Annotated in this window: 13 protein-coding genes; 10 read left to right on the top strand and 3 right to left on the bottom strand. The window is 61.6% G+C overall.

The window, feature by feature from the left end; genetic code table 11:
- Positions 1-8: 8 nt before the first annotated feature.
- The 10 genes from ESB00_RS17585 (at position 9) to ESB00_RS17540 (ending at position 9,701) form a co-directional block, all read left to right on the top strand.
- Complete coding sequence (locus ESB00_RS17585) at positions 9-785, top strand: 3-keto-disaccharide hydrolase (RefSeq protein ID WP_129049231.1); 777 nt, start codon at positions 9-11, stop codon at positions 783-785.
- An 85-nt stretch (positions 786-870) separates the two neighbouring features.
- Positions 871-1,791: a subclass B3 metallo-beta-lactamase gene (bla, locus tag ESB00_RS17580; protein ID WP_164976292.1), complete on the top strand. Its 921-nt coding sequence runs from the start codon at positions 871-873 to the stop codon at positions 1,789-1,791.
- On the top strand, positions 1,788-3,200 hold the full coding sequence (locus ESB00_RS17575) for an MFS transporter (RefSeq protein ID WP_129049225.1): 1,413 nt from the start codon (positions 1,788-1,790) through the stop codon (positions 3,198-3,200). The genes bla and ESB00_RS17575 overlap by 4 nt, the downstream gene beginning before the upstream one ends.
- Positions 3,201-3,523: 323 nt before the next feature.
- Positions 3,524-4,918: a site-specific integrase gene (locus ESB00_RS17570; RefSeq protein WP_129049223.1), complete on the top strand. Its 1,395-nt coding sequence runs from the start codon at positions 3,524-3,526 to the stop codon at positions 4,916-4,918.
- Between the two features lie 122 nt (positions 4,919-5,040).
- Positions 5,041-5,436, top strand: coding sequence for a hypothetical protein (locus ESB00_RS17565; RefSeq protein WP_129049220.1), 396 nt, complete (start codon positions 5,041-5,043; stop codon positions 5,434-5,436).
- A complete protein-coding gene (locus ESB00_RS17560) occupies positions 5,420-6,157 on the top strand; it encodes a hypothetical protein (protein ID WP_129049217.1) in 738 nt (245 codons plus the stop codon). The genes ESB00_RS17565 and ESB00_RS17560 overlap by 17 nt, the downstream gene beginning before the upstream one ends.
- 172 nt (positions 6,158-6,329) lie before the next feature.
- Complete coding sequence (locus ESB00_RS17555) at positions 6,330-7,436, top strand: AAA family ATPase (RefSeq protein ID WP_129049215.1); 1,107 nt, start codon at positions 6,330-6,332, stop codon at positions 7,434-7,436.
- 377 nt (positions 7,437-7,813) lie between these two features.
- Positions 7,814-8,458: a tyrosine-type recombinase/integrase gene (locus tag ESB00_RS17550; protein ID WP_129049213.1), complete on the top strand. Its 645-nt coding sequence runs from the start codon at positions 7,814-7,816 to the stop codon at positions 8,456-8,458.
- 81 nt (positions 8,459-8,539) lie between these two features.
- On the top strand, positions 8,540-9,361 hold the full coding sequence (locus ESB00_RS17545; RefSeq protein ID WP_129049210.1) for a metallophosphoesterase family protein: 822 nt from the start codon (positions 8,540-8,542) through the stop codon (positions 9,359-9,361).
- Positions 9,354-9,701, top strand: a complete 348-nt coding sequence (locus ESB00_RS17540; protein ID WP_129049208.1) for a hypothetical protein — start codon at positions 9,354-9,356, stop codon at positions 9,699-9,701. Before ESB00_RS17545 ends, ESB00_RS17540 begins: the two co-directional genes overlap by 8 nt.
- Positions 9,702-10,439: 738 nt before the next feature.
- Here the strand turns inward: ESB00_RS17540 and acs are convergent.
- The 3 genes from acs to ESB00_RS17525 are packed head-to-tail and all read right to left on the bottom strand — an operon-like array spanning position 10,440 to position 14,704.
- Positions 10,440-12,398: an acetate--CoA ligase gene (gene acs / locus ESB00_RS17535; protein ID WP_129049205.1), complete on the bottom strand. Its 1,959-nt coding sequence runs from the start codon at positions 12,396-12,398 to the stop codon at positions 10,440-10,442.
- Positions 12,399-12,440: 42 nt separating this feature from the next.
- Positions 12,441-13,295 carry a PIG-L deacetylase family protein gene (locus ESB00_RS17530; RefSeq protein WP_129049203.1) on the bottom strand — a complete coding sequence of 285 codons (855 nt, stop codon included), beginning with the start codon at positions 13,293-13,295 and terminating at the stop codon, positions 12,441-12,443.
- Positions 13,296-13,306: 11 nt separating this feature from the next.
- A complete protein-coding gene (locus ESB00_RS17525; protein ID WP_129049200.1) occupies positions 13,307-14,704 on the bottom strand; it encodes an ROK family protein in 1,398 nt (465 codons plus the stop codon).
- Positions 14,705-14,708 lie beyond the last annotated feature (4 nt).

The raw sequence follows: 14,708 nt of genomic DNA, 5'->3' as shown, positions 1-14,708 counted from the left end.
TCTTCCCCATGTCTCTGAACCGTCGTCTATTCTCGGCCCTCCTGCTGGTGGTCTGTTCCGCTCCCTCCGTTTTCGCCGCCGTGGGTCTCGGCGCCAAGCCCCTTCCCGGGGCCGAGGTGATCCTCGACGGCTCGCGCGAGCTTTTGGACGCGAAATGGACCTACTGGGAAGGGCCGCGCTTCGGGTCCGCGCTGCCCATCAAGTGGAAGATCGTCGAAGATCCGGTGGATGGAGGCTCGGTGGTGCAGACTTACGACCCCGCCGCGGCCGGGGGCAAATACGGCGCGGCTGACATCATCACGAAGAAGACCTACCGCGATTTCCGCTTGCACATCGAGTTCCTCGCCAACAATCCCGGCGGCAACAGCGGCGTCTATCTGCAGAACCGTTACGAGATCCAGATCTGCGACGGCGACAAAACCAAGCACGGCATGGGCGCTGTGATAAACGAGACCGAATCGCCCTACCACCTCTACGCTGGGCTCGGGAAGTGGAACGCCTACGACCTCGTTTTCCGCGCGGCGCGCTTCGAGGGCGGCCGGCGCGTGCAGCCCGCGATGGTGACGATGTATTTCAACGGTGTGAAGGTGCATCACAACCAGCTGATCAACCAGGTCTGGGGCGGACCGAATTCCGGCCTTGATGGCGGGAACGACGGCGGCAAGGGAATCACGGACGTGCCCGGCCCGCTCAAGCTCCAGGCCGAGGGCCACGACGTGCGCTACCGCAACGTCTGGATCAAGGAGCTGGACCTCACCGCACCCGACACGGATTTCACCGATTAAGCCGGTGCCCGCCGCCTCTCATTCTATGGTGCGAGCGGGATGGAATTTGCTGCCGGCGGGGCAGAGGTTTTCCCTTGATGCCTGCATGCGCGCCCCACGCTTCGCGTTGTTGTTGGCCGGATTTTGGCTGCCCGCCAGCGCCGAGGCGGCCCCCGTCCCCGCGTTGTCGGCGACGCCGACGCGATCCTGGGTGACGCAGCTGTTTGATTCGTGGCGCGCCCCCGTGCCGCCCCGTCATCTCGGCGGCAACCTTTACTATGTCGGGGCGAGCGGTGTGAGCGCGTGGCTCTTTTCCACGCCGGAAGGTCATATCCTGCTCGACACGGGCTTTGCGGACACAGTCCCGATTATCCGACGCAGCGTGGAGCAGCTCGGCTTCAAACTGACCGACATCAAGCTGATCCTCAGCAGCCATGCCCACATCGACCACACGGGCGGGCATGCGGCCATGAAGCGGCTGACCGGCGCGCAGGTGCTGGCCAGCGCCGCCGACGCCCGCACGCTCGAATCCGGCGGGGCCGACGATTTTCTGACCTGGCCGAAGGACACCCTGCTCTACCAGCCGGTGAAGGTGGACCGGATCATCGCGGATGGGGAGGAGGTCACGCTGGGCGGCACCACACTGACCGCGCACCTCACCCCAGGGCACACGCGCGGCGCTACCACCTGGACCATGAGTCTGACCGACGCGGGCAAAGCCTACCGGGTCGTGTTTTTCAGCAGTGCCTCGATCAACGACGGCACGCGCCTGCTCGGCAACCCGCACTATCCCGAAATCGTAGCGGACCTGGAGGGGAGTTTTGCGCGTTTCAAGTCGCTGCCGTGCGACATCTTTTTCGCCCCGCACGGCGGGCAGTTTGCCATGGCCGATAAATTCGCCCGGCATGACCGGGGCGACGGCATCGCGGCGTTCGTTGACCCGGAGGGCTGGAAGCAGCTCGTGGCCGGCGCGGAAAAGACTTTCCGGGAAATCCTCGCCCGGGAAAACACCCTGCAAAAACCATGACCCAGCCCATCCCAGCCCCCGCCCCGCCCGAGAAAGACCAGGGACTCAAGGTGCGTGAATACGTTGGCTATGCGCTCGGCGACATGGCCTCGAACCTCTTTTTCGTCACGTTCAACATCTTCCTGATCTACTACTACGTGGACGTATGGGCGATCCCGGCGGCGTCGATTTCGTTCATGATGCTCGCGGTGCGGTTCTTCGACGCGGTCAACGATCCGGTCATGGGCCTGATCGCCGACCGCACCGACACGAAGTGGGGCAAGTTCCGTCCCTATTTGCTCTGGGGCGCGGTGCCCTACGGCATCTGCGGCTATCTCATGTTCGCCGGGCCTGATCTCGAGGCCACGGGCAAGCTCGTGTATGCCTATGCCACTTACACGCTCATGCTGGTGGCCTACACGGTCATCAATGTGCCGTATTCCTCGATGTTGGGCGTGATCAGCCCGCACTCGCGCACGCGCGGCGTGGCGTCGAGTTTCCGTTTTGTGGGCGCCTTCACGGGCGGATTTCTCGTCTCGCTGCTGGCCCGGCCGCTGGTCAAGGCGCTCGGCGGGGACGACCAGGTGCTCGGCTTCCAATACACGATCGCGATCTTCGCGGTGGCCTCGATTGCGATGTTCTGGCTGTGCTTCGCCACGACGAAGGAACGCGTGAAGCCGCCCCCGGCGCAAAAGACCGACGTTCGCGCCGAGCTCGGCGAACTCCTTCGCAACTACCCGTGGGTGATGCTGCTCGTCGCCACGATTTTTTCGACGACGTTCATGGCGTTGCGCCAGGGCAGCACGCTGTTCTATTTCAAATACGTCGTGGGTGATAATGGCACGCCGATCCTTTTCGGCACCCTGGACCGCAGCACGGTGTTCCTGTCGAGCGGGATGCTCGCACAGATTATCGGAACCGCGGCGCTCGGCTTCGTCGTGCGCCGGGTGGACAAGAAGAAGCTGGCCGCGGTGTTGAGCTGGGCCACGGGTCTGTGTTTCGCGGCATTTTTCTTCCTGCCCACGGACAACTACTGGCTGTTGGTGGCCGTGAACGCCCTCGGCACCTTCTGCATGGGGCCGACCTCGGCGCTGACCTGGGCGATGTATGGCGATGTGGCGGATTACGGCGAGTGGAAGTTCGGCCGGCGCTCGACTGCGCTGGTTTATTCGGCGTCGCTGTTCTCGATCAAGACCGGCATCATGATCGGCGGAGCGATGGTGCCGGTGTTCCTCGGCAGCTTCGGCTTCGTGCGCAACGAGGCGCAGTCCGCCTCGGCCATCCTTGGCATCACGCTGGCTTTCACGCTCGTGCCCGGCCTGTTCGCGATGCTGAAGGGCGTGGCGATCTGGGTCTACCCGCTGGACCAGAAGCGCGTGGACGAAGTCGAGCAGGCTTTGGCGGTCCGTCGGGCCCAGACCCCGGCTTGAGCGGCGCGGAGTGCCCGGGGTGGGGCTCGAACCCACACGGCCTTGCGGCCAGGGGATTTTAAGTCGAAAACGACCGTCCCATAGCGTCCCCAGCAGTTACCTAAACTGTTGAAGATACGCTATTGGACGCTTGGGGACGATTTGGGACACCCCTGCGATTCGAGGGCAAGTGGACAAGAAGTGGACAAGACTTTTGGCCTGAAACGATGCCCATTTCGCAGCTCTAGAACGCTGAATCCATGGGTGCCGTTGGAGGGACAGAGGGCGCTCATGTCCGCATCAGCAATACACTATAATGTCAGAACCGCGATTCACTACGACCTATGCGATCCACCGACACCTCCCTCAAGTTCATGACCCGCTCCGGGCTCATGCTCCAAAAGCTCGTCCGCTTCAAGGATGGGGAACGCTACCTCTCCAAGAAGTGGCATCTCCGCGTCCAGCACAACGGGGTGCGCCGCTGGATTCCCTTGGCTGAGAACCCCAAGACAGCCGAGGGCATGGCCAATGACATTGTGGGGATCCTCGACAGTTCGGACGGTCACAGTATGACGATAGCTGAAGCGTTGAAAGTGCTCGAGCAGCGTGATCAGCGCCCTCCCATCCGACCGAATCAGTTCCGTAAGACCTCCACCCTGGGGCAGCTCCGTGATGTCGTGGAGTTGAATGCTGGTAACCTCGGAGTCACGCAGGAGACGGCGAAGGAGTATTTCCGGAGCATTGGCACCATTGTTCGCGATGTGCTCCGCTCCAGGGAAAATCTTCCGAAGAAGCCCAGCATGGACAAAGTGATGGCCCAACCCGTTGGGCTGCTGAACGCCAGCCTGCTGTTCGATTTCAAGGGCCTGCGTCTTCCACCGCATTTGCGGGAGCACACCAGCAAGGGGCGGAAGGCGAAACTTACTGCCAACCGCCACATGCGGAATGCGCAGGCTCTGTTCATGCCCGACCGCGTTGCTTTCCTGCGCGACAAGGAGCTGCACATTCCGGACATGGAGCCGTTTCGGTCGGTGCCGATGTTTCAGCACGCGACGGAACGGTATAACCTGCCGCCTGCCGCCTTCATGCTTACCTTGGTGAAACAGATCATGACCGACCTCGCGAACGAGGACTCCGCGATGTATTGCGCGACGCTGTTGGCGTTGCACGCGGGGCTCCGGCGCGAAGAGATCGTCCATGCGAAGTGGGACTGGTTCATCGACGAACCGACCGGCTTGGTCGTTCATGTGCGACCGGAGGACGAGTTTGCCCCCAAGTTTGGTCTCGAGCGGAAGGTCAAGGTGTCGCGCTGGTTGCACGCCGAACTCCTCCGCTTCAAGTCCAAGAAGGAGGCTTGCATCCTGCCTGACTATGCGCGCGACCACAACGTGGACATCGTTACCCGGCTGGTTGCCTGGCTGAAGGCTCACGGAGTCACGGCGATCAAGCCGATCCATGAGCTGCGCAAGTGGTTCGGTAGCTTCTTTGCCACCGAATACAGCATCACCACCGCGCAGCGGCAGCTCGGGCACAGCACCCCGATGGTCACCAACGCCCACTATGCCGGCATCAACTTCCATCCGGCGCTGCGCATCATCTGGTTTGAGCCTGCCTTGTCCGCGGCCTTGCCTGAGCTGCTGGCCCTTCTTGACCGACCGAATGGCGTCGGAGACGGCATCGAACGCGATGCGTTGGGCTTCCCCGTGAAGCGACATGCCCAGCAGGCGGCCAATTTCTAGTGCTGGGCGGATTCTGTGTAGCTGGGGCCTGTGAGTGATGTTTAAATAAGCAAATATAAACGATATAAGATCTATGTGTTGAAATTCTTGGCCGATATACTAAAGGTTGAATCAACCTATTAATGCCCAACCAACTCTCACAGTCCAAGCGCAGACAGAGTCTCGCAGAGCACGCTGCGGTGTTGGCGGCGCTTGCTCTGATCGCGAAGCGGGAAAAGACCACGGTCATGGACCTTCTGCGCGAGTCTGCCCGGGAAGTGGTGCGCCGACGTGCCCAATCTGCTGACCACGCCGACGCGTTGCGGACGGCGGTGTGGAAACTGGCACCCCAGATGCCTGCGAGTTTCAGAACTCCGGCCCAATTGGCGCGTTTCAAGCGCGCGCAGAGAGAGTTCGACCGGGCGGTTCTGGACATGCAGCTTGCCGCGCCGGAGGAAGTGCAGGCACGCAATTCCATCACCTCAAGTCGTCCCGTGCGGCTGCTGAACTTCGACCACGCTCATGCCGCATCCGTCTGACTCCGCGCCGCGGCCACCGGATGATTTCGCCCGGATGCTGGCGGCGCCAGAACCAATGCTCCTCGTAGGTGGGCAGGCAATCAACCTGTGGGCGCTGTATTATCAGGATCAGACCCGTGACCTGGCGCCGTTCGTGTCGCGCGATGCCGACGTGCTCGGTGATCGCGATACCCTCGAATTGCTCGGGCGGCTATCCGGTGCGAAGCCGCAGTTTTTCCCGATGAAACCGCCATCCAACGAGGTCGGTGTGGTGGTCGGCACCGATACCGCAGGCGGGGCCATGCTGATTGAGGTGCTGCGCTACGTCAGGGGTGTCAGCAACGAAGAGCTCCGGGATCCCGTCTACGAATTTGCTATCGGTGAGCAGCAGGTGCGGGTTCGGGCTCCTGGCCCGATGGCCCTGTTGAAGGCCAAGATCGCGAACCTTTCCGAGATCAACCAGAAGGGGCGCCAGGATGCCCGACACATCCTGATCCTTGCGCGGATACTCCCCGTCTACCTTGCCGATTTGCGTTCATCCGCCGCCGCCGGGAGGCTGGAGGAGCGGAAGCTGGTCGCCATTTTGGAACAGCTGTTGGCTGTTCTCATTTCCGATCAGGGACAAGATGCCTGTGCCGACCTCAAACTTCAGGCCCGTGATTTTTACAGCGACCTCGATCCGACAGGACTACCGAAAGTGAGCGCTTTCCTCACCGAGCGGCTGCCACGGGTTTTGAAATAGGCGGCCGAGTCCGTCTATTGCAGCCCCGCCCGTGCTCGAGTGACCGCGTACGAGGGAAACATGTTCGCTGACCGCACGGTTTGCCCATGCTGACTTTCAGGCCATAGGATACGGCAGTGGAAATATAGATCCGGAGAAAAGATCTTTTCGCCGGATTCGCAGCTCTGAGGGGATGAAATCATTCACTCCGATTATCGAAGCGGTCGGTGTCGACCGTCTCCTCCACATTGTTGAGAGTATGGTCAAACGTCGGGCGGACCTCGATTCCGACGCCCAGCGGACCTTGGACGAGGCAGTGCTCGAGTTTGTCGGATCCAACCCCTTGGCGCTTGCCACCCTGATGCTCGATAAGGGGCTTCCTGACACTCATCCCGGCGAGATTGAAGCGATCCTCCGCCGGGCTCATGAACGGGCAACTGACCTCGGTCGTGTGCGAGTCGAGGAGCATGCTATGGCAGCGGGCTACTTCGATCTGTTTGCCAAGCCCAAGGCCAAGGAGCCGGAGTTTCTGACGCGTTCTCAACAAGCCGGACTTGAGCGGATGTTGGCTCTGGCCAAATTGCATTTCGAGGGAGGCACTCGGCATGGGGTGCAATTGCGCACTTGGCCCCTCTTGGTTGGACCCTCGGGCGTGGGCAAATCCAACCTAGCCAGACGACTGGCATCGGAATTGGGCGGGTTGCCGGTCACCAAGCTCTCCTATGGCGAATGGCTGGTCTCAGGGGCTCGGACGGACATGACCACCCTGCAGCGCCTTCGGGTCGCGCTAGAAAAACATGATCGCCAGATCATCTTCATCGACGAACTCGATAAGGTGCATGCCACCTCCGACCCCTGGTCGCGTGCGCTCCTCACAGAATTATTCGGGGTGATCGATCGGCAGCTCGGGGTGGTCGAGGGGAGTCGCACCGCTTGGTCAAATGAGCTTCTCACCAAATTCAGGGAACGAGTTTTCATTATCGGGGCTGGCACATGGCAGGACCTGTGGCGGGGATCCAGTGGGGTGGTTGGCTTCGGTGGACGGACGCAACCGGCCGACGTGACGGATCGAATCCGTCGGGCAAACGTCATCCCCATCGAGCTGCTCAATCGCTTCAACTCGGATTGGATCGTGCTTGAACCTTACACCGAGCAGGACTTCGCCGAGATCGCCGAGGGTCTGAAACTCCCTCCCGGGGTCTTGGACCCGATTGCCGCAGCCGAGTCCGGCTACAATTTCCGAGCGGTGGAAATGGCCCTGACCGCACATGCCCTCAGGCAGATGGCCGGGGAGTTTTGACACTGCACCTTTCGACCTGGCTGCCCGACGACCGACGAGAAGCTCCTTCAATGAGGAGCCATCCTTTGTCGGTGGCGGACAGTCACCAACATCAACCCATAATCCGATACACATCTTGAAGTCATTCATCCCGAAGTTCAGCGAGCGTTTCTGCGCCTCGCGCAAGATTCACGAAGACCGCGACACGCGCCGCTACTATGCGTCCGGGTGGTAGTTTGAGTGCAGGGTGAGGCCGGGAAGGATCAGGCATGCTTGGGTCCGATTCGCCGCCGGTCCAGTGTCCCACAAGATCGGTGGTGGGACGCTGGCGGGGCGGGGGTGATGGGATGGTAGCGGCGGGTGGGGACGTGTGACGCGTGGAGTTGCATCTCTGCGGCATGAATAGATGCGATTGCCCGAGCGAATTGGACGAGGTCCGGCTGGAGCCGGTGCTGGCGGCGGCGGTCCCACGGGATCGCTTGCTGGTGGTCCTGGGACTCGAGACCGGGCTGCGGATCTCGGAACTGGTGGGACTCAAGGTGGGTGAGGTCTGGCAGGCGGATTCTCCCGTGCGAGTGCTCCGGCTGACCCGGGCCCGGCTCAAGGGTGGCGCGGGGCTCCGCGCCCGGGCGGTGAGCGGTCGGCAGATTCCCCTGAACGCCCGGGCCGGGGCCATCCTGCGCGAAGTGCTGGGCGAATCTTCCCACCTCCCGCGGGAAGCCCTCTTTCCCAGCCGGCAAGGTGCAGGCCGGGCCATCACCCGCCAGCAAGCCCTGCGCGTGATCAAAAAGATCTTTCTTCTGGCCGGCTGCGATCCCTCCCGGGTGTGGGGCGGGCACTCGTTGCGCCGTCGCTTCGTGCGACGGGTGTTCGACCGGACGCGGGACATCAATGTGGCCCGCGCGGCGGTGGGCCATCGGTGGATTGCAACCACGCAGGCCTATCTGGATTTGGCCGGCGAAGCAGCCGAGGCGGCGATCCTGGCCATCGGCGAAGTGCCTCCGGCCGTTGCCGGCGAATCATGTCCCCGGCGGGCGGGCTGACCTGCGCAGGAATCGAGATCGCAACTCTTCCCATCGGGCGACCCACGTCGCCCACAACCCAACCCAAACCAAAGATACAAAATGAAGATCCTGCATGTGACTGACCTCCACGGCAACCTGCCGTGGTATCACTGGCTCGCCCGTGAGGCCCACCGTTATGATTTGATCTGCCTGTCCGGCGATTTGATCGAGCTGAACGATTCGGCGCCGCAGCAAATGGCGGCGATTACGGAAGTCCTGGCGGGCATCCGCACCCCGCTGGCGATCTGCTCGGGCAATCACGACATGGTGCATGCTCGGGCTCAAGGCGGAGGGGCACTCTGGGTGAGTGACCTGAAGCGGGACGGCGTCTGGGTGGACGGCGACCGCTTCGAACTCGGTGGCGAGAAGTTCTACTGCCACCGCTGGAATGAACCGATCCCCCATGCGGAGTCGGAAGAGATCTGGATCACCCATGCTCCACCGGAATGGTCGGTGGTGAGTTGGGGTGGTAGGGGCGGCGATCTGGGCGACCACGAGTTCGCCCTGGTGTGCCGGGCGATGCGCGGCCCGCGGATCGCGCTTTGCGGGCATGCGCATACGCCGCCCGGGTGGACCGCCTTGGTGGGCCGGACGCAGGCCTTCAATCCCGGGCATGCCACCAATGCGCCTGAGCCTGCTCACATCGTCCTCGATCTGTCGCTGGGCGTCGCTATCCGACATTATCTGGGCCGTCCGCCTGCCGCGGTCCAGATCGAGCGGCCGACGGCGCGGGATATCCTGCGCAAGCGCTCTCCGCAGGACCTGGATCGTCTGCTTGATCTCACCGTGCAGAACCAGAAAGCCGAGGGCCACGTGCTCACGGCCGAGGAAAACGCCGAGGTGCGCCGTCGTCTCCGCAAACTCGCTTTCGGCGATGAATAAGGAGCCATCCCCGCGCGACTGGCGTCGCCGGCGCCACGACATCAACGAAGCCCGTTTTCGGCTCATGGCCACCCAGCAGCAGCAAAGTGCGGCTGCGCCCAACTGCTACTGGGGGGCGCTTTGGGTGAGTGTCGGTTTCGCCCTATTCGCCGACTTCGTCTCGCGCGGGTTCGGCTGGCTGCGGATCGGATGGTATCTGGCATGCCTGTGGGCCATCGCCTCGCGGGCTCCCGGGGCCTCCACCTTCTATGGCATGCGACACGTCATCTTTGACGTGCTCGCGGCCGCCTACCTGGTGCGAAGCACCATCATCCTGCTCAAACGCGAATGCACTTCCTGAAATCCATCTTCTGCACTCTCTGCGCCATGGCCTGCGGACTCGTCGTCATGGTGTGTCTGCCGCTCGCTCCGGTCGCGGACGATCGTATCGTCGTAGCGAAAGACTACGAACGGGCGCTCGCTTGGGATGAGCTTGGCCGGCAGTTGCGGAACCGCTGGTCGGTTTTACGGATTCTACAGCGGGCGGCCCGGCGCCAAGAGTGTATGAACAGGCGAGGGCAGGAAAAGTTCGATGAACTGCAAAGCCGTAAATGGGACCTAGCCTACGGACTCCGGTTTCAAGCGGCATTCATGCTCCGTGTGTTTGGAATCTGCTATGGCGCGGAGGCTCTGGGAGCGGCCCTTGAGCAGCAGTATCCGCTGCTGTCTGAATACTACCGGGCAGGAGACGCGGCGTTGAGTGGATTTCTAAGGTGGTTCTTGAATCTTCCAGGACCGGACCAGCAAGACCGCTTGCACTGTGATGAAATATCGGTGGTTCAAGCTCCGTGCCGTGCTGGACAAAGTTACAGCCGATAGCATGCACATCAGCAGCAGGCCGCCCGGACTAGCGAGGGCGTGAGCGCCCGCCGGAGTCGCGGTGTGTCCGCACACCACGAAAAGCCGCCCCCGCGATGCGGACTGCGCCGAAACCGACAGGCGCGAAGAATCCGTGGCGCCGGCTGCCATCCGAAAAACATGATCTGGGAGACGACAGCCTCAAATTGAGCGGTTTTTCAGCAACCTGCTGTGGCGAATATCATTCCTCGGTCTGGAGTGTCGCGATGACCGACAGGTCATCCAGAGTTGTGGTGTCCCCTTTGACCTCCCCGTTCGTGGCCAGCTCCTTGAGGAGCCTGCGCATGATTTTTCCGGAGCGGGTCTTGGGCAGACTGGCTGCGAAGCGCACCTGGTCGGGCTTGGCGAGCGAGCCGATCTCCTTGCCGACGTGGGCACGCAGGGCCTCCTTCAGTTCCTCGCTGGCTACGGCCGTGGACTTGAGCGTCACGAACACCACGAGCGACTGGCCCTTGAGTTCGTCGGGGCGGCCGACGGCGGCGGCCTCGGCGACGGCCGGGTGCGATACGAGCGCGCTCTCCACCTCGACCGTGCCGATGCGGTGGCCGGATACGTTTAGCACGTCATCGATGCGGCCGATGATCCAAAAGTAGCCGTCCTTGTCCTGCCGGGCACCGTCGCCCGTGAAGTAATAGTGTGGGTGTCTCGCGAACTCGGAATAATAGGCCTTCTTGTAGCGCTCGTCGTCGCCCCAGAGTGTGCGGAGCATCGACGGCCAGGGCTGAGTGATGACGAACTTGCCACCGGAATTGCGCGGCACCTCGTTGCCATCGGAGTCGACGACCATGGGCTTCACGCCGAAGAACGGCAGTGTGGCAGAGCCAGGCTTGGTCGGGGTGAAGCCAGGCAGCGGTGTCACCATGATCGAGCCGGTCTCGGTCTGCCACCAGGTGTCCACGATCGGGCACTTCTTCTTGCCGATCATCTTGTGGTACCACATCCAGGCCTCGGGATTGATTGGCTCACCAACCGAACCGAGCAAGCGCAGCGAATCGAGACGGTGGCGCAGCACGTAGTTGTCGCCCCATCGCATAAACGCGCGGATGGCGGTGGGTGCTGTGTAGAGAATGGTCAGGCCGTGACGATCAATCATCTGCCAGAAACGGTCGGGCTCCGGGTGGTTGGGCGCGCCCTCGTAGAGAAACACGGTCGAGCCGTTCGAGAGCAGGCCGTAAACGACGTAGCTGTGGCCGGTGATCCAGCCGATGTCGGCGGAGCAGAAATAACGGTCGTTTTCCTTCAGATCGAAGACGTAGTGCGAACTGAGCTTCGCGCCGAGCAGGTAACCGGCCGAAGTGTGCAGCACGCCCTTCGGTTTGCCGGTCGATCCTGACGTATAGAGGATGAACAGCGGATGCTCGGAATCGAAGGCCTTCGCGTCGTGGCAATTCGGCGCGCCTTCCCAGGCTTCTTTCCACCACACATCGCGGCCCTCGACCATCGTCACCGGGTTGCCGCAGCGCTTGACGACCATCACGCTGTGCACGCAGGGTGCACCGGCGATGGCCTTGTCCACGTTGGCCTTGAGCTCGATGATCTTGCCGCGGCGCCAGCCACCGTCGGCGGTGATGACGAGTTTTGCGTGACAGTCATTAATGCGATCCTTGATCGCTTCGGCGCTGAAGCCACCGAAGATCACGGTGTGGACTGCGCCGACGCGCGCGCAGGCGAGCATCGCGATGACGGCCTCGGGAATCATCGGCATATAGATCGCGACGCGATCTCCAGCCTTGATGCCGAGATTCTCCATGAAGTGGGCCATGCGGCAAACGTGAAAATGCAGCTGTCTATAGGTGATCGTGCGGACGTCGCCAGGTTCACCTTCGAAAATTAATGCCGCCTTGTTTTCCCGTGCCGTGCCGAGATGGTGGTCGAGGCAGTTCTCGGAGACATTTAACTTTCCGCCCACAAACCACTTGGCATGCGGCGGTTTCCATTGCAAAACCTGCCTGAACGGCTTGCGCCACACGAGCTGCTCATTGGCCTGTTTTGCCCAAAACTTATCGGGAGTGTTGATCGATTCGGAGTAGAGCCGTTGGTATTTGGAGAGCGTTTGTAGGTTGGCCTGACGCTTAAATGCGGCGGATGGCGAAAAGGTTCTTTTTTCCTGAGAGACGGAGGTAATGTTCTGGGAATCCATGGAGTAGGCTCGAGGTGCAGACGGACGAATACAGGATGGTTATTAGGTGTATCGCTTGATTCGGTTGACCACATCTTGCTTGAGTCGGTTCACCCGGGCGGCGGCAAAGTCAGCTAGGGACATTTGGGGGTTGGATAGCAGTTCGGTCAGATCCACCGCCCAGGTGATTCCCTGACTACGATCCGTGGCGTGGGAGGTGTGGAAGGTCGCGTTGGCAGAGCGACGTCCCAAGGTCGCCAGATCGTAACGTTTGCCACCCGAAATCTGCGAGTCGAAGACCTTGAGCATTTCTGCGGAGAGATCCTGGCGGCGCCCGGAATCAAGGGCGATCTTGTCATCATCCACCAGCCAGTCTAGATCGCGCCAAACCTCGCAGCCTAAAACATGAGACGGTAGTTTATCGGCCGGAAGGAGGCGAAGTACTTCAAGGCAACGGGCCAGCACCGCGACATGCGTGTCATGTTTGTCTGCGGGATTGTGCAGGTAAAGGACCTCGGGACGGCATTGGGATAGGATGGCATGAAGATCTGTGGTAACGCCGGGATGCTCGCGTGCTTTCACATCCGCGCTCGGATGAGCGAGCTGGATCTGCACGGCATAGTGTCCAAGCTTGGCGGCAAGGCGCTGCTCGCTGCGCCTCACCTCCTGCATCTCCTGGTCGGTCATATGGGCGTAGGCTCCCGTTCGGGGGGATCCGGCGCCGTTGGTGACAATCACTCCGCCAAAAGCGTGCTGTTCGGGTGAATCCAAACAGTCGCAAATGCCCGAGTGGGCCATGATTTCGATGTCGTCCTGATGGGCGGCAATACAGAGGTGGGTTACCTTGGACAGCGCGGTAGCCGGGTCGAGTGTGCCGACCGGCACGAAAACATCAGCGTTGGGTCTGGAAAATAGCATGGGTAAGGGGGCTAAAGATTGGATAAGGCAGGCAGGCTGGCGGCGGCGATTGCCTGACCGTGGCGCTTGGTCTGTTCATCCGGCATGCTGATAGTGAGTAGGTCGCCCAAGGGGCCGTATTCGGTGCGCAGAACAGTGCGGGCCTCGTCCAGTATGATCGATCCTGCCGTGCCTGACGTCACCCGGCCCAAGACCAGGACATGGCGAATCTCATAGTGGTCGGCGTAGTGGGCGAGCGCGTGCCCGAAACAGCGTCCGATGGTGGTGAAAATCTGAACAGCGCGGGTATCACCACGTTCGAGGGCATCCTGAACGGCCACCAGTCTTTCCGGGAGCGCGACTTCCGGGGGAAACGCCATGCCTGCCAAATGGGCAAGCCGGGAGACACCTTGCTGCGAGAAATACTGGACGCCGCAACCGATGTCGCCCGACCATTCGTCAACAGGAGCGTCGGGCGCAAAGTTAATCGGCGCGAAGGCCAGTTCGTTCAGCCACGTCGTGATTTCGCCCGATCCGCGCACATAGCCGCCGGCCTGACTGGTGCCCATGGAGAGGCCAAGAACGGCGCCTTCGTTAAGAGCCATGGAGCCCGCCAGAGCGGTGACTTCACCGTCATTGGCGACCTCAAAGGGAATGCCGCCCCAGCGTTCACGAAGGACCAAGAACATGTGGCGGACGTCACGCTCAAACCGGGCCGGGGAAACCCCCCGGAAAAGCGATGCCACCCGGACCTCGTTGTTGACATAGACGCCCGCGGAACTCCCGCCAATGGCGTCCACTCTTGGCAGATGGGCTGCGGCTCGCTCCAGCGATTCTTGGATACCGTTGAGGTGGTAAGAGGGATCATTCTGGAAATAGGGATCCCAACGCGTTTCTTCCGAGAAAACAACTTTGCCGTCAATGAGGGCGGCCACCTTGCGATCGCTGCCGCCCAGGTCGAACCCGATGCGGCACCCGTCAAGATGTCGACCTAGCGTGAACCCGGCCTCGTGGCTGGCAGGGACATCCTCCATCCGGACCGTATCCACCGCAAAGGCGGCACCATAGACCTTGCGGCCCATAAACGTGCTATCGAAGGCACGCTTGCCACGTGGCCGGTAGAGACGGGCTAACCGCCTGCCGACTTCATCCGCTCCCGCGAGCAGCACCCGGGAGCCGCCTTGTTGCCAGAGCAAAAACTTCAACAAACGCTCGGCGTATTGGGTGGTTTGCAGCGCGTGAGGATGGGAATCGGACAGGACGCGGGTTTCGTGGCGGAGAACTGTTCCATCGGGCCGGAGAAGGGCGATGGTAAGGGGCCGAGCGCCCTTATCTTGAGTCACAAGGTGGTGATAGTTACGGTTCCACCGGGCTGCGGGAATGAAGCTGGGCTCCAGCGGCGGGATGGAAACGGCAGGAATCGAGGTCATGTCG

It is taken from the genome of Oleiharenicola lentus (genome assembly GCF_004118375.1).
GTDB lineage: Bacteria > Verrucomicrobiota > Verrucomicrobiia > Opitutales > Opitutaceae > Lacunisphaera > Lacunisphaera lenta.
Note: the sequence above shows the minus strand (reverse complement) of the source record. Positions and strands in the feature narration are given on the sequence as shown.